The following is a 19,254-nucleotide window of genomic DNA, read 5'->3' on the forward strand; positions in this document are numbered from 1 at the left end:
GTCAGCATTATACAAAACACGCTACCAATGCATATAAGTTTAATTTGCAATTCAGGTATCTCAGATGAATAACAACACTATACCCTCGATCTAAGATGTTTAATCATACTGTTATTTTAACCTACCAATTATTTCAATTTCAATATTTCCCTTATATCTTTGCCATGACCAATGATTTTAATGTATCGCTTAAAGTTTGAATGCGATTTGTCGTGTCCGTCATCTTCCCTAAGAGCTGATTTTCGTCCTCCACAGAAAGTAATATATCACCTGTTGATGAGGCATTTTGCTCTGTCATTTTATTCAGCTTTTCAATTTGCAATTGGATTGCCTCAAACTGTAAGATAGCACTGCTTAATTCGTGCATGCCCCTCGTCAATTCTGTATTCGTTTCGGTAAATGAATCCTTTAAAGTAGTAAAGAAATGACTGACATCCTGTAATAGCTGTTCTCCGTGCTGCAATGCTTTTTCACCATCATCAGAACGTTGATGCGCCTCCGTCGATTTCTCAAACAAGGTTTTCGTCACATTCGTAATACTGACTGTAATGGCGGCACTTTCCACAGCCAGCTTTCGCACCTCTTCCGCTACAATAGCAAATCCCTTTCCATGCTCCCCAGCCCTAGCCGCTTCAATGGCTGCATTTAGTGCCAATAAATTTGTCTGCTGTGCAATATGCGTGATTCCCTGCAACAAGCTATCCACTGTTTGTAAACTATATTGAAGCTCGTTGACGGTTTCTGCGGTTGAACTCATCGCATGACTCATTACGCCTATTTGAGCCATCGCGTCTTGCATTTTAGCCCATCCTGCCAAAACCTCTTGCTGAAGTTCAGTAGATTTCACCACTGTGTCCTTTGAAATCGTCAAGGTTTCATTGACAAAATGAACAGAATCACTCATAGTGCCATGAATCATATGCAAGCTAGAAGCCTCTTGCTGAATACTTGCAGAAATATCCTCAGTCGCTAACAATATTTGTTTACTAGAGCCTGAAATATTTTGCATGGTTTGCTGGAATTGTGTCACATGCTCATCCAAAGCCTGGCTACTTTTCTCGATTTCCTGAAATGTATTTTGTAATTGATTGAAGGAAGCTTGGACCTCATTTTGCTGAATTTTCGCATGTTTTATTAGCTCATTGCCCCATTTAGCTAGTAAATAAAAAGCAATAATGACGCCGTTCATAATCGCTAGAAGTGTGACGAAAACAATGATGTCGTCAAAGGGCCCTAACAAAGATGACGAGTTGACCAAATATAAAATGATAAAACTAATATTAGTAAGTATTCCAAAAAACACGATTAATTCCTTCTTAAAATAAAGCGCGATAATAGCGATGGTGCACAGCAAAATATAATGTTTATTCAATGAAAAACTATCAAGTAAAAATAATGTAAACACTACACTTGAAGGAATAAGACCAAAGATAAATCCCTTCACATAAGTTTTAATCGGTAAGAAATAATTGCACACGGCTAAAGCGATGACAGCTAGTCCAACAAATAAAAATAATATTCCTTTTGATAGGATCATAGGTCCACAAATTAGAATGGCTAAAATCGATATTATTGCCAAATTAACTCGGTGCACTTTCCTTGTATCATAACGAATTTTGTTCTCCATAACGATCCCCCTAAAAATGAATGGACATTCAGTTTGATTTTCTATTATTATATAGTATAACTACTACTTTTTGTAGCTAAAATTTGACTTTTAGAGCATATGTTTCACATTTTCGAAATTAAAGGGGGAAATGCATTTGAGTAGAGTCCAACAAATCGCCGCAAATTTTTATTGTATTGATACACATGATTTAAATAGGGAACAGCGAACAAGCTCCTATCTATTAATTGATGAAAAAATAACCTTAATTGAAACGTCTGCTAGTCCATCCGTTCCATACATCATGGAAGGGTTGAAGGAATTAAATATTGCTTTAGAGGATATTCATTATGTCATTGTGACACATATTCATTTAGATCATGCTGGTGGTGCAGGCTTATTTTTACAGAGCTGTCCTCATGCAAAATTAGTCGTTCACCCTAGAGGGTCGGCACATATGATTGATCCGAGCAGACTCATTTCCAGCGCCAAAGGAGTTTATGGGACTGAGTTTGACCGTCTTTTTGATCCGATTGTTCCCATTGATGCAGCCCGAATTATTGAAATAAGTCATGAACAACAACTTCATTTAGGACAACATCATTTAACGTTTTATCATACAGAAGGTCATGCAAAGCATCATGTTTCTATGCTTTATTCCGCTACTAATGGCCTTTTTGTTGGAGATACAACGGGTGTACGTTACCCAGAAATGGACGGTGAATCAATTGATTTAATCATACCTTCCACTTCCCCAAACCAGTACAACCCTGAAACGATGGAGCGATCCATTCAATTGTACGAAAAGCTACAGGCAAGTGAATTATATTTTGGTCATTATGGAGCTTATAAAAATCCACCAGAGGCATATCGTCAAGTACGCTATTGGACACCTATTTTTTTAGAAGAAGGCCGGAAAGCACAAGCAGCATCCAGCCAGATTCAGGAACAAGTTCACTATTTAGATGCTCGATTAAAGGAGGTTTTATTTAGCTATTTACAATCAAATGATATACCGCCAGATCACCCTGTCTATCAAACCATCCCTTTCGATACGATTGTGTCATCGATGGGAATATTGGATTATTTAGAAAAAGTGAAAGCACAGGTACCACATTAATCGTAAAAGGAGATGTCTCAGGCTTCTCCTTTTTTAAATAGATGAAAAAAAAGCCATGAAGTAGCTTACAGTACTTCATGACCTTGTAAATTTTTTTGATAGAGCATTTATTCTTTTAAACGCTCTAAAACCGCTTGAAAATCCTGTTGTTCCCCTACTTCTCGAAAGTGTTTGAAGGGATTATTTATTTTCTTCATTCGCTCCATAACAGCAGGAATCGAAAAGTAATAAGGTTTTAAGTCGTCATTAACCTCTTCCCAATGGAGTGGCGTTGCGACTAAGCCTCGTTCATTTCCACGAGTGGAGTATGGGGCAATAATAGTCTTGCCTTCAGCATGCTGCACATAATCTAAATATAATTTATTATGGCGATTCTTTTTTAATCGCTCAATCGTATATAGATGTGGCTTTTGTTGGCATAAAAAACGACAAACAAATTCAGTAAAGACGCGAACTTCCTCATAGGTAAATCTGTTTGCGGGTAATGGGATATAAAGCTGTAAGCCTTTCCCGCCCGAAGTTTTGACAAATGACTGTAGCTGAAAATAATCAATAATTCCTTTTAGATCCAGTGCACCTGCAATCGCCAAAGAAAAATGTTCCGTTGAAGGGGGATCTAAATCGAAGACAATTTCTGTTGGATACATGGTTTGTCGTGTTTGAAACGGAATGTGCAATTCTAATGCCAATTGATTGCCCAGCCATAATAATGTTTCAAGGTTATTACAGACAATATAATCAATCTCATCCATCATCGCTGTGGCTACAAAATTAGGTAGTTTATCTGGTCTACTTTTTTGATAAAAGCTTTCCCCCGGCACACCGTGTGGATAACGTATTAATGTTAATGGTCGATCTTGAAGAAACGGCAATAAATATGGTGAAACACTTTGCAGGTACGATAAATAATAATCCTTTGTCACACCTATTTCTGGCCATACAGGTTTGTCAGGATGTGTAATGGGAACTGTTTCAGGAATAGGAAACAGCTGACGCTGCATATGCTGCCATTGACAACTATCTGGTGATAATTCCAATCGAAAGGCATGAAATTTTGGCTCACGAAGCTTACTACCATCAAAATCTATGCAGGCAATATCAACACAAATAGAGGGCTCTAGCTCCCATAATTCTTTCTTACGTTGCCCTTGAGCCTGAAAAAAGGCGACGAGTGTTTGATGCTCTTCTTCCTTCATGCCATGTTTAAATGTAACGACCACTCGTAAATGTCCCCCATCATAAACCGAACCTTGGAAGTAGCCATTACTATGATCATATTGCGTCACAATGACCGTCACATAACGCCAGTTTTTAATTTTTAACCAATGGCCTGAACGTGTGTTATCCAGCCACTTACTTGTTTTCTTCTTTGCAACTATTCCTTCCCCATTGTAGACCTTGATCGCCTGCCATAAAATTTTACTTTCCTCACTAGCCTGCACAATTTGTATAGCCATTCCATCTTCATAATCTACATTTGGAAGCTTTACCTTTGCCGCTAGCTTCGCCAATTGCTCTTTACGAGTTTTTAAATAACGATTGCTGTACGATTCTCCTTTCAACGTTAACACATCAAACACTAGAAACCGCATTGGAAAAGCTTGTGCATGTTTTGCAATGACATCTTGATTTTGCATTCTCCCCCTTTGTTGGACAACGGAAAATTCACTCTTATATGGATTGCTTAAATACACAAGCTCCCCATCAAAGGTGAGTGGTAAAAATGCTTTTACTGAGGCATATAGTTGGTGACAATAATCTATAATTTCCGGAAACGTATGATTTAAATTGCGCCCATTTCTACTAATAAGTACCGGTTGTTCATCCCATATTAAGAGGCATCGAAAACCATCATATTTCGTTTCATAAAGCCAGTCATCTCCTATTGGAATTTCATTTGATTCCGTTAAAAGCATTGGTTTCATGTCACAATACCTACCTTGCTTTTTATCTACAGTGTTTGACGATTTTGATTTACGATACATAAAAAACTGCAAAATATATCATAGTAAGAAAAACGAGGTGACAATTGTATGCATACAGTATGGAAAGGAAGCATTTCCTTTGGACTTGTCAATATCCCAGTAAAGCTTCATGCCGCTACAGAAAATAGAGATATTAAACTGCGACAGCTTCATAAGGAATGCCATACACCCATTAGCTATAAAAAGGTTTGCGAGGGCTGCAATCAAGAAGTAAAAGATGAGGATATTGTAAAAGCTTATGAATATACAAAAAATAAATTTGTCGTACTGGATCAAGAGGATTTAGAAAACCTACGAAAAGAAAATGAAGAGAAAGCCGTTGAAATTATTGATTTTGTACAATTAACGGAAATCGATCCGATTTATTTTGAACGCACCTATTTCCTATCCCCTGATTCAACGGGTGCTAAAGCCTATTCGTTATTGCGTAAAACGTTAGAGCAATCAGGTAAAATTGGTATTGCTAAAATCATTATTCGTTCAAAAGAACAGCTTGCGGTCGTGCGAGTGTATCAAAATGCCCTAGTGATGGAGACCATTCATTATCCTGATGAAGTAAGAAGTGTTGGTGATGTCCCGAATATTCCAAGCGAGCAAGACGTTGTACCAAAGGAATTAGAGACAGCTCTAATGCTTGTCGACCAATTAACGACCACATTTGACCCGGAAAAATATACAGATGATTATCGGAATGCATTGCTGGAATTAATTGAAGAGAAGAAAGCAACCAATATGGTAGCCACGAGCGATCAACAACGACCAGTTCCTGATAATGTCACAGATTTAATGACAGCGCTACAGGCATCCTTAGATAAAACGAAAAAGCCTACGACAAGAAAGCGTACAACACGCACGAAGAAAAATGCCTAAGCAAGAAGCGTATCCATTCATCGGGATACGCTTTTTATTGGTTGAAACTGACGAAAATAATTATCTACATCCTTTTTATGCCGAACGACTACTAGTTTATCTACTATGCCTTCCTGATTGCTAAAAAATTTAGGCTTCCCCACCTCCTCAAAACGTTTATTCCATCGAAACATTTTAAAAAAAATCGAAAAGGTTGGCTCATAATGAGCTTTTTCAATCCCTATTTTTTGTTTAAAAAATCTCTTAATAATTCGAGCAGTACGAATTTTATAAGGCGTATCCAAAAAGATGATACAATCCGCTTGCTGGAAGCTTTGTGTCACCCATTCCTCTTGATGAATTCCTTCAATAATCCACCCATCCGTTTGGATAATACTTTGTAGATATTCCTGCCTTTCTTGCTCCGTCCTTCTCATATCCCCGGATGATTTGCGAATCCAAACGACATTGTCTAATTCATGAAAAGGAAGCTGGAGTGTTTTGGATAATGATCGTGCTAATGTCGTTTTTCCACTACCAACAGAGCCAATAATATGTATTTTTTGCGGAAGTTCCATTGTCATTGTAGAATCACCTCTCATGTATCTTTGTAGAAATTTTACCTATATTATACAATAATATTAATAATAGAAAATAGGAGGACAAGATGAACCCACACAATTTCGAAAATAATTTACAGACTTATAATAATCCATCCGATTATGACTCTCTTTATGCCCACTACCAAGACGACCTTCACTATATTCAACGCTATCTTGGTACGAAAAAAGACCCAATTATTGAATTAGCCTGTGGCACTGGCCGTATAGCCATTCCATTAGCTGCTCGTGGAATTCCTGTCTTTGGGATAGATCTTCATGAAGGGATGATTCAGCATGGTATCGAAAAATCAAAAAAACAAGATGTGGAAGTGCAATTTATCATACAAGATTGTACACAGCTACAATTACCTATCACCACAAAATTTATGTATATGACAGGCAATTCCTTTCAACATTTTTTAACGAATGACAGTCAAAATGCATTATTGCAATCTGTTAAAAAGCATTTACAGCCAGGGGGTGAGTTTCTTTTCGATACAAGAAATGCTATTTTAAGTGAGCTTTCGAGCATTGATGAATATGAGGAACAAATGGTCACTAGCAACAGCGAACAACGATTTACTTTCTATCGTGAGGAATATGACCCTGTCACGCAAATTTTAACGTGCCATGCTGTCCATCAACAGGATGGAACAACCTACGGGGATTCCATTTTACTGCGCTATACATACCCTATGGAAATGATGAGACTATTGCAGCAAAATGGCTTTGAATTGGTACACCTATATGGTACTTGGCAAAAACATGAATTCCGTGCACAGAGTCCCTCAATGATTATTCATGTACGTTCAAGATAAGTAAGAACGTACATTCCTTTCTCATGTTATAATACAAGAAAAACTAGGAGCCTATATTATATGCTAACTATTTATGACCTCATGGTGCAAAATCAAATTGCAGGGCTTAGTCTTGCTTTTATTGAACATGGAGAGATTCGAAGAACAGAGTGCCTTGGAGTGTTAGAGGTTGGAACAACGGATTATGTAAATGAAGAAACCATTTTTAATGCCTGTTCGATTAGTAAATTATTGACAAGCATTTTAGTGCTAAAGCTAGTAGAGCAAGGAAAAATCGACTTAGATGAGGATATTAATCGTCATCTTCTTTCTTGGAAGTTGCCAGAGAGTGATTATACTTGGGCAAAAAAAGTGACATTGCGAAATTTATTAAGTCATCAATCTGGTATAGTTGATCCAGAAGATAGCTTTTCTCCCCTACATTCTTTGGCTCAATGGCCATCTATGAAGGATTTATTACAAGGTGCAACACCTTATTGCCACAGTCCAATCGAGAGCACACTCGAACCAAATCAAGAATATCATTATTCGGATGCAGGCTATTGCATCATTCAATTGCTAATTGAGGACCTCACAAATACGCCATTTTCATCTCTCATGGGCGACCTTATTTTTCAACCATTAGCCATGCATCACAGCTTTTTTTCATCTGCACTCCCAATAGCTCATACAGCAAGTGGTCACCATAAGGATGGCACTAGAACAATACCAAGCCACCCGCTGTATCCTTACGATGCAGCATGCGGCATTTGGACGACACCTTCGGATTTGGCTAAGTTGTTAATCGACATGATGCAAACACTTAGAGGAAAAGGAAAACTAGGTCTGACAGCTCCTACAATGCATGAACTCATGCATACAAAGGGTTGTAATGAATCTGTAGGACTTGGTGTATTTTTTGATGGCCAAGGTGAGCAGGTTGAAATTTCCTCATTAGGCTGGGGTGTTGGCTATCAATGCATGCTAGTTGCTTACCCCTATTTAGAAAAAGGCTTTGTTGTCATGTCTAACTCAGATTCAGGTGTTCATCAAATGCAAGGAATTATGGGTGATATTTACCGCTCCTTTGTCTCGTCGGTTTAGCGTAAGGTGAATGACTACATAAGATTTCTTACATTTATATAAATGATCTCACGAAAAAAAGGATAGATTTTCATCATCTATCCTTTCCTTTTAATCCGTAGTATCCTACTCCTCTTTCTTCACCTTGTAATGCATTTGAACCATTTGACCGTATCGTTTTGTCTCAAGCAGCTTTAAATCTTCAAAAGGTCGGGGCTGTTTAAATAATGGAATACCTGACCCTAATAAATGTGGGGTAATGGTAATGATCCATTCATCAACCAACTGCTCCTGTAAAAAAGCATCCAATATATCAGCACCACCGACCATCCAAATTTTTGCGCCGGGTTGTTCTTTTAATTTCTTAGTAAACGCCACCACATCCCCTTGAACAAACTCCACATGCTCATCTTTCCCCGTTTGAGATTTGCTGAACACATAACATTTCTTATCAGAATATGGGAATGTATCAATATGCTCTATGATATAATCATAAGTTCGTTTTCCCATTATAACGGTATCAATTGTTTGATACATATCCGTATAGCCATTATCCCCTTCTCCCTCTGTTTCTTCCAGCCACTGTAAGTCATCATTCTCTTTCGCTATAAATCCATCTAAACTTATTCCGATAAATACCACTATTTCTCGTGACATCATGTCAGCTCCTCTTCTTTTGAAAATCTTTTGTACAACGTCTATACTAAACATAAAACATGACAACTATTGACATGATTAATTAAAAAAGGTGAAGAAATATGTCCAAGGCTAAACGATTAATTGATATTTTGTTATTTGTCAGCGCTAAAAAGCAATTTACAGCTCAGGAAATTGCCGATGCCTTCAACATTTCGGTACGAACCGTGCATCGTTATCTGCTAGATTTAAGTGATATGGGGCTGCCAATTTATGCGGAGCAAGGAAGAAATGGTGGATATACAGTGCTTTCAAGTGCAATACTTCCCCCTCTTTTATTTACAGAGGAAGAAGCGGTCGCTATTTTCTTTGCGTTCCAATCGTTGCACTATTATCGTGATTTACCTTTTAATACGGAAATGAAGTCTGTGTCACAAAAACTATATGAATCCTTACAGAAGGATGCTCAAAAAAAGGTAGATAGTTTGCAATCCTATATGGCCTTTTGGAACCCTAAACGTGCCATATCTACCCCCCTATTATCAGACGTATTGGAAGCGGTTATTAACCATTCACAATTAGACATTCAATATGAATCAAAATCAGGCATCACGACTAAGCTTGTCCATCCTATTGGCGTATATGCGCATGATGGCTTGTGGTATATGCCAGCCATTCATTTACAAACAGAAAAAACCCTTTTATTTCGAGTCGATCGCATTCATTCAATGCATGTAAGCGATAAAGGCTATGAGACATCTGTTCATTTACAACAATGGCTAGAGAGTCCCCATGAACCTCAGCAGCCTATACGCTTGCATGTCGAATTAACAAGAGAAGGTGTAAGACAGTGCAGAAGTGAGCCAAACTTTGAGAAGGCAGTGATTACTCATGGCAATGGAACTGGCTATATCGATATGATGATCGATCAAGGAGAGATTCACTTTATAAGCTCCTTTTTTTATCGCCTAGGTCCGGATGCGATTGTCCAAGAACCACCTGAATTAATTCAGCATTTGCGGAAACATGCGCATGCTATATTATCGACATACCCTATGGACAGCTAATTCCAATATGACAATTTTGTAAGATTCACGTAACATTCTTCGTTACTAATTTTTAGGAAATGTCCTTATACTTGCTTATAAGGAGGAGATGACGTTGCAACCAACCGACAACAACAAACGTATTGATACATTAGATTACTTAAGAGGATTTGCCTTACTTGGGATTATTTTAGTAAATATTCCTGCATTGATGTGGATTGCACCACCCCAATTTGCTAGCGATATTGCCTATAGTCACTTTCTTACACTTTTTATAGAAGGTAAATTTTTCATTATTTTTTCTTTTTTATTTGGGATAGGATTTTATCTTTTTCTTTCCCGTGCAATGGCTAGAAATGATAGAGCCTATGTTTTATTTAGTCGCAGACTTCTAATCTTATTACTAATGGGTATTATCCATTTCTTTTTTCAACCAGGAGAAGCTTTAACTGTTTATGCCATCTTTGGCTTTTTAGCCTTAGCTTTTTATAAAGTGCGGAAAGAAATTAATGTAATAATTGGGCTTATCCTATTAGCCCTTACAGCTTATTTTGGGATGAAAATCTTCATGCCTTTCCCACTAATTTTATTAGGTTTAGCTGCTGGCCAATATCACCTATTTGAAAATATCCCACTACATCGAAAAAAAATCCTGATAGCGACAATTGTCATGTTCCTTGTAAGCATAGGAAGCTGGTTGTATCAATGGCAGTATGTCCCTACAGCCAATGTGGATATCCATCAATTATCCAAAATTCAGCTAGAAGAGCATATTACTAATATGGAGCAATTTGCGTTAATTGGACTACAGTTTAGCCCGTTTGTTTCAGCGTTTTACATGGGAGCCGTTATCCTATGTTTACAGAGTGCACTATTCCAACAACTATTATCACCATTAAAGGCTTATGGACGCATGGCCTTAACGAATTATTTAGGGCAAACGGCACTCATTTTAATCATTGGTCATACATTCCAACTAATAGGTCAACTTCGATTCATCGAATCACTATGGATTTGTCTAGGTATTTATGTGTTCCAATTGATTTGTAGTAAGCTATGGCTACACTATTTCCGCTTCGGCCCACTGGAATGGCTGTGGCGAATGGGCACCTATTGGACAGTGCCTCCCATAAGAAAAAGAAAAGATTCTTAGCCAAGGATATATACCTATCAACCTAAAGTGAAACGTCATATATTGGTAATGTACCCTACTCGCTTTCCATCTTTGCTCATATCTTCAGCAAGATACACATCCCCATTTTATTTGGTCACTTATTTTTCAATAAGTGACCTTTTTTGCTGCGTGACTCCCATGTTCTGCACCTGTCTCTTACAACATGCATACTATGCAAATAATACCCTTTTTTGCAGGGAGGATTGTATGAAAAATAACAAAGGCAATCGAAATAGTGAAGGAACTGAATCAGTGAGTCAAGCAGCTAAACTGGCTGTTATTGCGGGAGCCATCACAACACTAGGTGATGCACTAGCGACCATTGCAGCAGGTCTTGCTTTGGAAGATGAGATACAGGAGAACGAAAGTAAAAATAATGATATTAATAAACTGCAAAAACAAATTGATGATTTAAATTATGAAATGAAGCAATTAAAAAAAATGTTCCGATAATCTCGTGGCAATGGACGAAAAAAAGACGACAATATTCAAATGATATTGTCGTCTTCTAATTGTACAATGAAATAAAGTTAAGCAAGTGATTTTCACTACTGGCGGACGCTTTTCGCAGACGAGACCGCCCTCCCGTTCCAATCATCCTCGTAAAATAAACATTTAAAGAGATAAACGATGATGACGAAGCGTCGAATTAGTTAGCCGCCCAAATATCAAGCTCTATTTTAATTTCAGGTAAACCTAGTGCCGATACGTAGGCTATGGTCATTGATGGATAGGATTCGCCAAACATACCTTCCCATTGCTCGTAGAAATGATCCCAATCTATTTCCTCTGTAGCCCAAATATTGACCTTTACAATGTGAGTGGCATCAATTCCCTCTGAAGCTAAAATCGTTTCAATATGTTTAAAGGTATTTGTAATTTGTTCCCATAATGTCTGTGGTAATTGATCATCTTGGTCCAAACCAATTTGTCCTGAAAAAGCATACATTGTCGCATCTTTTGGAATAATTGTGACATGACTATATTTCCCGACAGGTTTAGGTCCCTGCATCGGATTTTTACGTATTAGTTTTGATTTCATGTTGAATCTCCTTTAGGTTTTTTTCTAAAAAAGGACAGACTTATCCCTTGATCAACCTTCTAGAAAAAAACAGCAGTGGAGAATCCAATGCCCATGCTTAAAAAACGTATAGATCTTTTTTTCATAAGCTATCTCCCCTTTACCTAAAGTTATTTCCATTTTACCATTTCTATCCCTCTATTTTCAATTTATAACTGAAACTATTCAGGAGTTTCTTTTTATGATCATTCAGGCAATTAACTATTTAACGATACCGAACCTAACATATACTTAATAGTGTAAAGCTAAATTGGCCTTACACCTCCGAATTGTTACTAGGGTTACTCCATCCCAAGTGACCCTTCCTTTTTTCATAATTAAAACTAGGTACTTCTTAGTGGAGTACCTAGTTTTTTGTTAGTATGCGTGTTCATCCATAGAATATCATGTCATCCTCTACAATTTTTCAACAAACTACCTTTAAGTGCTAGCGATTGTCTATGATAGCAATAATATTCTTTTCTCTTTTTACAAGTTACATGGTATACAATTTACAAAATAAGTAAATAATATATTTTGTAAGGGGGGAATCGCTATGAACACTAATGTGACTAAACCCTTTATTCCATCCCCTAGTTCATAGCGATTACCATTCTTAAAAATACAGGTCTCATTAGAGTACCTGTTTTTTATAGTTTTTATAATTTTTTAGGACCATACCAATTACTACGTATTGACAAGCATAACAAAAGGACTTGTAGTGATTTCAACTTCAAGTCCCTTGATAGTATCCATTGTTATTGTTTTATACTTTCTTTAATTTCTTCTAATAATTTTGTTTGTCTTTTAAGTTGCTTAGTCGTACTAATAGCAAACCAAATAATAAAAACAATCGGAATTATGTAAAATAGCAGTCCTAAAATAGAAAATAAACTAAAAATAATATCTGCACTGTTATATTTATTCAAAACCAAAAATCCCCCTATCTTTTCTATCTATAAAGAAAATCATAGCATACTTGAGTTGGTTTTGGCATAAAAATGGAAAAATCAATGTCATATAACTATTACTGAATGCAGGCTACTCACTTTTCCGATAAGACGCGAGTAGCCCTCTACTACAAAGAATTAGCCTGAAATAAGACGCTTTTCTTTTATTGCTCCCACTTGACCAAGAACTAGGGCACCGAACATTTGTATAATTGTCTTCACAATAATTTGCCCTAAAATAGCGGCTGGTACTGCTCCCCAAGGCAATATATTGGCTCCAAGTGGGCTCAAACCAATTACAACGAAGATTGCAGAATCTAGAAACCCTCCAACGATTCCACTGTATAACACTCGCCAAGCCATTGGTAATTTCAGTCGAGTATAGATTTCTGTATCAGCTGTTTCAGCGACAACAAATGAGACAGCCGATGCTACCACAATTAAAAGTGTATCCCCCAATATGAATGACACGACTGCTGATAAAATTAAAGCTGCAATAATAAATATATATGTCTTTGCTCTACCATATTTATTTTGCACAAGGTCCCGAAAAATAAAGGTTGCCCCAATTAAAAGCGTCCCCATGGGAACAATAAACATTCCAAACTGCAATGGCGCAAATGCCGCCGTTACCACATTAGCGATGACAATCGATAATAAATAAAATAAAATTCTCAAAATACTACTCCTCCAATAAATTTATAGACATTTTGTATCGGCACACTATACACCTCTTTTATTGCCCCATACAAGTGCATGCAGCTGTGGCAATACTTTGACATCTTTTAATTCATCATCTTTCATCACTCTATCAATCAATGCATGATATTTTTCTAATAAATCGCTTATTAAGCATGAATTGTCAACCGTTGTGAGATCATCATTTCCGACTTGCAGATAAAAAGGAATCATTGGATATTGAAAGTGAATTTGTTTGGCAAAATCGTAATCCTCTTGATTAAAAACGACTATTTTGAGTGAAGTATGGTGATTCCTATTTCGCCTTTTAAGTTTTTCGAAAATATCAGCGAGCACCGAATGATCGGTGGTCATTCCAGAACTAGGAGGCTTTGGTGAAATTGTTAATTCATCAATGTCATACATCCAGTTTTGCCACCTACTATCCTGTGTTTCGACTCCGACCTTTATGTCGTTTACTTTTAAAATGGCAATAAGTGCTTCTAAATTGGGATAAAGGGCAGGATTCCCGCCTGAAATCGTTACAAATGAAAAGCCATTACCTCCAAGGCGCTTCAACTCAGACCAAATCTCTTCCGCTGTCATTTGAACAATAAGATGTTTTCCGCTCCCGTCCCACGTAAAAGAAGAATCACACCAAGAACAAGAATAATCACAGCCCGCCGTTCTTACAAACATGGTCTTTTGACCAACTACCATTCCCTCACCTTGAATTGTTGGTCCAAAAATCTCGATAACAGGTACCTTACTCAACCTCCATCCACTCCCGTCTCGCTTCTGCATAGCTCGTCGGAGTTTCATATAGCCTGATAAACTCTACGCACGCACCGTTATCTCTTTGTTCTTCACGCAAGGCCTCTGCCAATTGTTCGTATATCCAAACAACTATATTTTCTGCTGTCGTATTCATAGGTGGAAGCGTTTCGTTTAAATAACGATGATCCAAATGAATCTCGATTTTTTGTTTCCATATTCTTTTAATATCGCCAAAATCAATCATCAAGCCGCGTTCATCTGTATATCCACTCAGCCCCAATACGACACGATACGTATGACCGTGTAAATTTTTGCATTTCCCCTCATATTGATGTAAATGATGCGCAGCGTCGAAGGTAAATTCTTTGCTTACAAGCACACGCTTAGCATGATAGTGCAATTGATTGCTTTGAATATCTTCACCTATTTTTTGAAGTTTATCGACAATTTTAAAATCTAACATGCCTAAAACTCCTTCCTATAGCTTAAATATTCATCAAGCCCTTTTTTTCGCAGTTTACATGCTGGGCATTCCCCACAACCATCTGCTATTACACCGTTATAGCAAGTCAATGTTCTCTCCCGAACAAATTCTAGTGCCCCAAACTGATCAGCAAGCTCCCATGTCTGTGCTTTATCCAGCCACATCAACGGTGTATCAATTACAAAGGAATCATCCATCGATAAATTTAACGTTACATTCAAAGACTTAATAAAAACGTCTCGGCAATCTGGATATCCGCTAAAATCCGTTTCACATACACCAGTTACGATATGCTTAGCTCCTACCTGGCTCGCTAAAACGCCGGCGAATGAAAGAAAAAGAAGATTTCGTCCAGGTACAAACGTCGATGGAAGCTCACCATTTTCACCGTCTTCCACCTTAATATCTTGGCGCGTTAATGCATTCGGAGCGAGCTGATTCAGGAGTGACATATCAAGGATGTGATGCTTGATACCAAGCTCCTCTGCTATCAGCTTCGCACAATCAATTTCAAGATGATGTCTTTGACCATAATCAAAAGTGACTGCCTCAATCTCTGCAAAACGTTCTTTTGCCCAGAACAAACAAGTTGTACTGTCCTGACCTCCACTAAATACAACAATTGCTTTTTCCTGCTTCATCAATAAAAACTCCCTTTGATTGAAAAAACAGCACTCTAAGAAAAAGTGCTGCCTTCCCCTTAGTTTTTTTAAGAGGGTAGCTAAAAACCTCTTTCTGGATTGCACTTACCAATTCCTCATTTATCGATTATCAATTTTTTCCGGATTAAGATCATGGTTCATTAAACGATAATTTGCGATTTCCTCGTATTTAGTTCCTGGTTTCCCATAGTTACACCAGGGATCGATTGAAATCCCCCCACGTGGAGTAAATTTCCCCCAGACCTCGATATATCGAGGGTCAAGCAATGTAATTAGGTCATTCATAATGATATTAACGCAATCCTCATGGAAATCACCGTGATTTCTAAAACTGAATAAATACAACTTTAGTGATTTACTTTCAACAATTTTTTTGTCCGGAATGTACGAGATGTACATCGTTGCAAAATCAGGTTGATTGGTAAGCGGGCATAAACTAGTGAACTCTGGACAATTAAACTTGACGAAATAATCTCGATTGGAATGAAGATTATCTACGGCCTCCAATACCTCAGGTGCATACTCAAATGAATAGTTCGTCCCTTGATTACCTAATAATGTTAAATCTTTCAATCCTTCTTCATGGCTTCGACCAGACATAAAAAAACCTCCTTGTTAAATGTTTCCCAACACTTTTCAAGAGAGGCTTCACCCATTAATCTATTCAAACATACGTCTAAACATAAAAAAGCCACGTCCGATATGGACATGGCATAATGTCATGTTTCCATAGTTTTTTATAGAGGGTATCAGCTATGAACCTCTCCCGTTTAAGTCCGGGCATTCTTTTCCTCCATATAATACGAAAAATAGTATGAAACGTCAATTGGTTTTTTTCATTCAAATTTCTCCGTAATACCTCTTTGGTAAACAAACACAGTATTACTACCCAATCATTTAGCAGTGCATGATGCCTTCGCTGAGCATAGATTTTTTATTATTCGTATACAATAAAACCTTAACCATTTATTTCATCGGAATGTATCTTAGTACATTATTATGTAAACCCTATCAGTCATTCTAAAGTGATTTTTAATTAAAAAAGTTACCTTTCTCAGCTCTATTAGCGCAAAATTAGCTAGATAATGCTCTCTTGAAATGAAAAAACTCCTAACATATTTTCAAACTAAAAAAAATCAACTACAATGTAAAAATGGTAGAAATTCTAAAATCTACCCAATTCCCTTTATTTATACAAATTCACTAAGAAGGAGCACGAAGATGAAAAAGAAGTTTTTATCCTTACTCATGGCCATTATAATGGCCCTGTCAGTAAGTGTAGCGGTATATGCCGATGAAAAGTCCCCAGCAGCGACAAGAGGAGAGATTGTTAAAACCTTGTTGCTAGCAGCAGATGCATATCAATCAGGACTAAATAAAGAAGCGATTATACAAGGCTCAAAAAACAAAGATTTACGAGAAAATGAGCCAGCTAAGAAAGTTGAAGCTTTAGTTATGTTGAGCAGAGCATTCGGCGAATTGCCAGAGCCTGTTGGAAATGATCTTCGTAGTGGCACATTTGGAGTTGAGTACACTGATATACCTACTTGGGCTAAGAAAGATATTGATAATCTGACAAAAGCAGGCGTACTGACGGGCAACCCTGACGGCACATTAGGCGCAAACGACCCTATTTCAATCGATGAGTTCCAACAGATGATCGCCAGAATATGGACACTCAAAGGCTCCCATTTACATGACGATTTTTACGAAGCAATCAATAAGGAATGGTTAAATAAATCAACAATTCCAGTAGGAGAAATCATGGGCGGTGGATTTCCTGAGCTTCAAAAACAGAATACAGATAAAATTGAAAAAATAATTACTGAGCTTTCTGGCAAACAATTTGCTGAAGGAACAAAAGAACAGAAAATTGCCGACTTCTATTCGACGGCATTAGATACAAACAATAGAAATAAACAAGGGATTGAGCCTATTCAAAAATATGTAAAGGCAATTGACGATGCTAAAACCCTTGGTGATCTTGTGCAAGCAGATCTTACCCTAGAGAAAGAATTGGGCCTAAGCTCACTATTCAGCTTTGCCATCATGAACGATGCAAAGAACAGCAGTAAAAATGCTCTGTATTACACTGGATTAGCTACTGGTTTAGATAAGAACAGTTTTGTAACAGAAGACTCTAAAGCGAAAAAAGCCTATATTCAGTATATGACTAAACTTTTAGTCGTGTCAGGCGAGAAAGAGTCTACTGCAAAAGCACTTGCCGAGAAAATTTACGAAATGGAAAAAGTCTTAGCTTCCGTATCGCTTGATCCTCATGAACAAGGCGACGTCAATAAATACTATAACCCATATTCAATCCAACAATTCGATGATATGTTCAAAACCGTAGATATGAAACAAGTTTTGAAGTCGATGAAAGTTGACAGTGCTGATAAAGTAATTGTATTTGATGTAAAGCTAGCACAAAAAGGCGCGGAGCTCTTAACTGACACTAATCTTAATGTGCTTAAGGCTTACTCTAAAGTGCAACTTCTTATGGCAACTGGCGGTCTGTTGTCAGATGAATTCGGAGATGCTGCTAACGAGTTTGCCGCAACATTATACGGAGTTACAGGAGAAAAAACAGAGCAAGAAATCGCAGTAGCTAAGACAACTAGCACAATGAGCGGCTATTTGGAGCAAATGTTTGCCGAACAACATTTTTCTCCAGAAGCTAAAGAAGATGTTGAACAAATGGTAGATAAGTTAATTGCTACGTATGAGGAAAGAATCAAATCTCTTGATTGGATGTCAGAAACAACAAAAGCTAAAGCCATTAAAAAACTGGATACGATGATTGTTAAAATCGGTTATCCAGACAAGTGGGATACGACATTAGACAAAGTAGCTATCAAAACATATGACGAAGGTGGTTCGCTATTCTCTAATACCTTCACAGTAACAAAAGCATATATTGATAACACGAAAGCCAAACTAGATAAACCGGTGGATAGAACGCAATGGGTAACAAGCGTATATACTGTAAATGCCTTTTACAATGCTCTTAATAATGAAATTACGTTCCCTGCTGGTATTCTTCAAGCGCCTTTCTATGATATAAATGCTAAACCTGAAGAAAATTATGGTGCCATTGGCATGATTATTGGCCATGAAATCAGCCATGCATTTGATAACAACGGCTCTTCATACGACGAAAATGGCAATGCTAATAACTGGTGGACAGAGGAAGACTTTAAGAAATTTGAAGAGAAAAACCAGAAACTGATTGAGTTTTATAATGCCATTGAGATTATCCCTGGTGTTTTAAATGACGGTCAGCTTACATTAAGCGAAAATGGTGCTGATTTAGGTGGAATGGCGGCTTCATTGCAAGTTGTATCCCAAATGAGTAATCCAGATTATAAAGCATATTTCGAAAGTAATGCAGAAATGTGGAAATCTACAACAACAAAAGAATTTGCAGCAATGCTGAGCAAAAACGATGTACATTCAGCTAATAAAGTTCGGGTAAACCGCACAATTGTTAACTTCCAGGAATTCTATGATACCTATGGAATTAATCCTGGAGATGGCATGTATATAGCTCCGGAAGATCGAGTTTCTATTTGGTAAAATGCAGAGTAGATAGAGTTAATTTCCGATAGCTCTTATTTCAGAGTATAAAAGCTAAGTGACTGTCCTAAGAAGCCCTTTTTAGTCTGGCTGCTTTCTCTAAGATTGTTACTGTTACAACAAAAAGACAGATTTAATCTAGAAAATTTTTAGATTAAATTCTGTCTTT

The 19,254-nt window shown here is 37.4% G+C and carries 19 protein-coding genes and 1 riboswitch; of the genes, 8 read left to right on the forward strand and 11 right to left on the reverse strand.

The window, feature by feature from the left end:
• Window positions 1-151 precede the first annotated feature (151 nt).
• On the reverse strand, window positions 152-1,627 hold the full coding sequence (locus B3D94_RS20485) for a methyl-accepting chemotaxis protein (RefSeq protein WP_291759992.1): 1,476 nt from the start codon (window positions 1,625-1,627) through the stop codon (window positions 152-154).
• Window positions 1,628-1,763: 136 nt separating this feature from the next.
• On the opposite strand from B3D94_RS20485, the gene B3D94_RS20490 reads away from it, so the two are divergent.
• Window positions 1,764-2,726: an MBL fold metallo-hydrolase gene (locus B3D94_RS20490; RefSeq protein WP_069481569.1), complete on the forward strand. Its 963-nt coding sequence runs from the start codon at window positions 1,764-1,766 to the stop codon at window positions 2,724-2,726.
• Window positions 2,727-2,833: 107 nt separating this feature from the next.
• On the opposite strand, the gene B3D94_RS20495 is transcribed toward B3D94_RS20490, so the two are convergent.
• On the reverse strand, window positions 2,834-4,651 hold the full coding sequence (locus tag B3D94_RS20495) for a DNA ligase D (RefSeq protein ID WP_291759995.1): 1,818 nt from the start codon (window positions 4,649-4,651) through the stop codon (window positions 2,834-2,836).
• Window positions 4,652-4,759: 108 nt separating this feature from the next.
• Here B3D94_RS20495 and B3D94_RS20500 point away from each other — a divergent pair, with 108 nt between their 5' ends.
• A complete protein-coding gene (locus tag B3D94_RS20500) occupies window positions 4,760-5,581 on the forward strand; it encodes a Ku protein (protein ID WP_291759998.1) in 822 nt (273 codons plus the stop codon).
• 17 nt (window positions 5,582-5,598) lie between these two features.
• Here the strand turns inward: B3D94_RS20500 and B3D94_RS20505 are convergent, their stop codons facing one another.
• The gene (locus B3D94_RS20505) at window positions 5,599-6,144 is read right to left on the reverse strand and encodes an AAA family ATPase (RefSeq protein WP_069481572.1); all 546 of its coding nucleotides are present in this window, start codon (window positions 6,142-6,144) and stop codon (window positions 5,599-5,601) included.
• 83 nt (window positions 6,145-6,227) lie between these two features.
• On the opposite strand from B3D94_RS20505, the gene B3D94_RS20510 reads away from it, so the two are divergent.
• Both B3D94_RS20510 and B3D94_RS20515 read left to right on the forward strand, forming a co-directional pair.
• Window positions 6,228-6,980, forward strand: a complete 753-nt coding sequence (locus B3D94_RS20510; RefSeq protein ID WP_291760000.1) for a class I SAM-dependent methyltransferase — start codon at window positions 6,228-6,230, stop codon at window positions 6,978-6,980.
• Between the two features lie 60 nt (window positions 6,981-7,040).
• Entirely contained in the window at window positions 7,041-8,063 is a 1,023-nt protein-coding gene (locus tag B3D94_RS20515) for a serine hydrolase domain-containing protein (protein WP_291760003.1), read from the forward strand.
• Between the two features lie 105 nt (window positions 8,064-8,168).
• Here B3D94_RS20515 and B3D94_RS20520 read toward each other — a convergent pair whose 3' ends face one another.
• On the reverse strand, window positions 8,169-8,699 hold the full coding sequence (locus tag B3D94_RS20520) for a dihydrofolate reductase family protein (RefSeq protein WP_291760698.1): 531 nt from the start codon (window positions 8,697-8,699) through the stop codon (window positions 8,169-8,171).
• 101 nt (window positions 8,700-8,800) lie between these two features.
• Between B3D94_RS20520 and B3D94_RS20525 the strand changes: the two genes are divergently transcribed.
• The 3 genes from B3D94_RS20525 (at window position 8,801) to B3D94_RS20535 (ending at window position 11,351) form a co-directional block, all read left to right on the forward strand.
• Entirely contained in the window at window positions 8,801-9,745 is a 945-nt protein-coding gene (locus B3D94_RS20525) for a helix-turn-helix transcriptional regulator (protein WP_291760006.1), read from the forward strand.
• Window positions 9,746-9,833: 88 nt separating this feature from the next.
• Window positions 9,834-10,877 (forward strand): DUF418 domain-containing protein, encoded by a 1,044-nt coding sequence (locus B3D94_RS20530; RefSeq protein ID WP_291760009.1) that lies wholly within the window; start codon window positions 9,834-9,836, stop codon window positions 10,875-10,877.
• 228 nt (window positions 10,878-11,105) lie between these two features.
• Window positions 11,106-11,351 (forward strand): hypothetical protein, encoded by a 246-nt coding sequence (locus B3D94_RS20535; RefSeq protein WP_069481577.1) that lies wholly within the window; start codon window positions 11,106-11,108, stop codon window positions 11,349-11,351.
• Between the two features lie 196 nt (window positions 11,352-11,547).
• Here the strand turns inward: B3D94_RS20535 and B3D94_RS20540 are convergent, their stop codons facing one another.
• The 7 genes from B3D94_RS20540 to queF all read right to left on the reverse strand — a co-directional run bounded on the left by B3D94_RS20540 (window position 11,548) and on the right by queF (window position 16,109).
• Window positions 11,548-11,940 (reverse strand): RidA family protein, encoded by a 393-nt coding sequence (locus tag B3D94_RS20540; RefSeq protein ID WP_291760014.1) that lies wholly within the window; start codon window positions 11,938-11,940, stop codon window positions 11,548-11,550.
• A gap of 776 nt (window positions 11,941-12,716) precedes the next feature.
• On the reverse strand, window positions 12,717-12,887 hold the full coding sequence (locus B3D94_RS20545; protein WP_175422963.1) for a hypothetical protein: 171 nt from the start codon (window positions 12,885-12,887) through the stop codon (window positions 12,717-12,719).
• A 159-nt stretch (window positions 12,888-13,046) separates the two neighbouring features.
• Window positions 13,047-13,586: a VUT family protein gene (locus B3D94_RS20550; protein WP_291760019.1), complete on the reverse strand. Its 540-nt coding sequence runs from the start codon at window positions 13,584-13,586 to the stop codon at window positions 13,047-13,049.
• A gap of 45 nt (window positions 13,587-13,631) precedes the next feature.
• Window positions 13,632-14,360 carry a 7-carboxy-7-deazaguanine synthase QueE gene (gene queE, locus B3D94_RS20555; protein WP_291760023.1) on the reverse strand — a complete coding sequence of 243 codons (729 nt, stop codon included), beginning with the start codon at window positions 14,358-14,360 and terminating at the stop codon, window positions 13,632-13,634.
• Window positions 14,353-14,826, reverse strand: a complete 474-nt coding sequence (queD, locus tag B3D94_RS20560) for a 6-carboxytetrahydropterin synthase QueD (RefSeq protein ID WP_291760026.1) — start codon at window positions 14,824-14,826, stop codon at window positions 14,353-14,355. Before queD ends, queE begins: the two co-directional genes overlap by 8 nt.
• A 2-nt stretch (window positions 14,827-14,828) precedes the next feature.
• Entirely contained in the window at window positions 14,829-15,488 is a 660-nt protein-coding gene (gene queC / locus B3D94_RS20565; RefSeq protein WP_069481582.1) for a 7-cyano-7-deazaguanine synthase QueC, read from the reverse strand.
• Between the two features lie 120 nt (window positions 15,489-15,608).
• Complete coding sequence (gene queF / locus B3D94_RS20570; RefSeq protein WP_069481583.1) at window positions 15,609-16,109, reverse strand: preQ(1) synthase; 501 nt, start codon at window positions 16,107-16,109, stop codon at window positions 15,609-15,611.
• A 123-nt stretch (window positions 16,110-16,232) separates the two neighbouring features.
• Window positions 16,233-16,279: riboswitch (PreQ1 riboswitch) on the reverse strand.
• A gap of 451 nt (window positions 16,280-16,730) precedes the next feature.
• On the opposite strand from queF, the gene B3D94_RS20575 reads away from it, so the two are divergent.
• Entirely contained in the window at window positions 16,731-19,085 is a 2,355-nt protein-coding gene (locus B3D94_RS20575; protein WP_291760031.1) for a M13-type metalloendopeptidase, read from the forward strand.
• Window positions 19,086-19,254: the final 169 nt, after the last annotated feature.

Origin of the sequence: Lysinibacillus sp. UBA5990 (assembly GCF_002429815.1) — a bacterium.
GTDB lineage: Bacteria > Bacillota > Bacilli > Bacillales_A > Planococcaceae > Lysinibacillus > Lysinibacillus fusiformis.

Excerpts from the sequence above, each read along its gene's own strand:
- B3D94_RS20485 (WP_291759992.1), bottom strand. The coding sequence starts at position 1,627 with ATGGAGAACAAAATTCGTTATGATACAAGGAAAGTGCACCGAGTTAAT.
- B3D94_RS20495 (WP_291759995.1), bottom strand. The coding sequence starts at position 4,651 with ATGAAACCAATGCTTTTAACGGAATCAAATGAAATTCCAATAGGAGAT.
- B3D94_RS20500 (WP_291759998.1), top strand. The coding sequence starts at position 4,760 with ATGCATACAGTATGGAAAGGAAGCATTTCCTTTGGACTTGTCAATATC.
- B3D94_RS20505 (WP_069481572.1), bottom strand. The coding sequence starts at position 6,144 with ATGACAATGGAACTTCCGCAAAAAATACATATTATTGGCTCTGTTGGT.
- B3D94_RS20510 (WP_291760000.1), top strand. The coding sequence starts at position 6,228 with ATGAACCCACACAATTTCGAAAATAATTTACAGACTTATAATAATCCA.
- B3D94_RS20515 (WP_291760003.1), top strand. The coding sequence starts at position 7,041 with ATGCTAACTATTTATGACCTCATGGTGCAAAATCAAATTGCAGGGCTT.
- B3D94_RS20520 (WP_291760698.1), bottom strand. The coding sequence starts at position 8,699 with ATGTCACGAGAAATAGTGGTATTTATCGGAATAAGTTTAGATGGATTT.
- B3D94_RS20525 (WP_291760006.1), top strand. The coding sequence starts at position 8,801 with ATGTCCAAGGCTAAACGATTAATTGATATTTTGTTATTTGTCAGCGCT.
- B3D94_RS20530 (WP_291760009.1), top strand. The coding sequence starts at position 9,834 with ATGACGTTGCAACCAACCGACAACAACAAACGTATTGATACATTAGAT.
- B3D94_RS20535 (WP_069481577.1), top strand. The coding sequence starts at position 11,106 with ATGAAAAATAACAAAGGCAATCGAAATAGTGAAGGAACTGAATCAGTG.
- B3D94_RS20540 (WP_291760014.1), bottom strand. The coding sequence starts at position 11,940 with ATGAAATCAAAACTAATACGTAAAAATCCGATGCAGGGACCTAAACCT.
- queD (WP_291760026.1), bottom strand. The coding sequence starts at position 14,826 with ATGTTAGATTTTAAAATTGTCGATAAACTTCAAAAAATAGGTGAAGAT.
- queC (WP_069481582.1), bottom strand. The coding sequence starts at position 15,488 with ATGAAGCAGGAAAAAGCAATTGTTGTATTTAGTGGAGGTCAGGACAGT.
- queF (WP_069481583.1), bottom strand. The coding sequence starts at position 16,109 with ATGTCTGGTCGAAGCCATGAAGAAGGATTGAAAGATTTAACATTATTA.
- B3D94_RS20575 (WP_291760031.1), top strand. The coding sequence starts at position 16,731 with ATGAAAAAGAAGTTTTTATCCTTACTCATGGCCATTATAATGGCCCTG.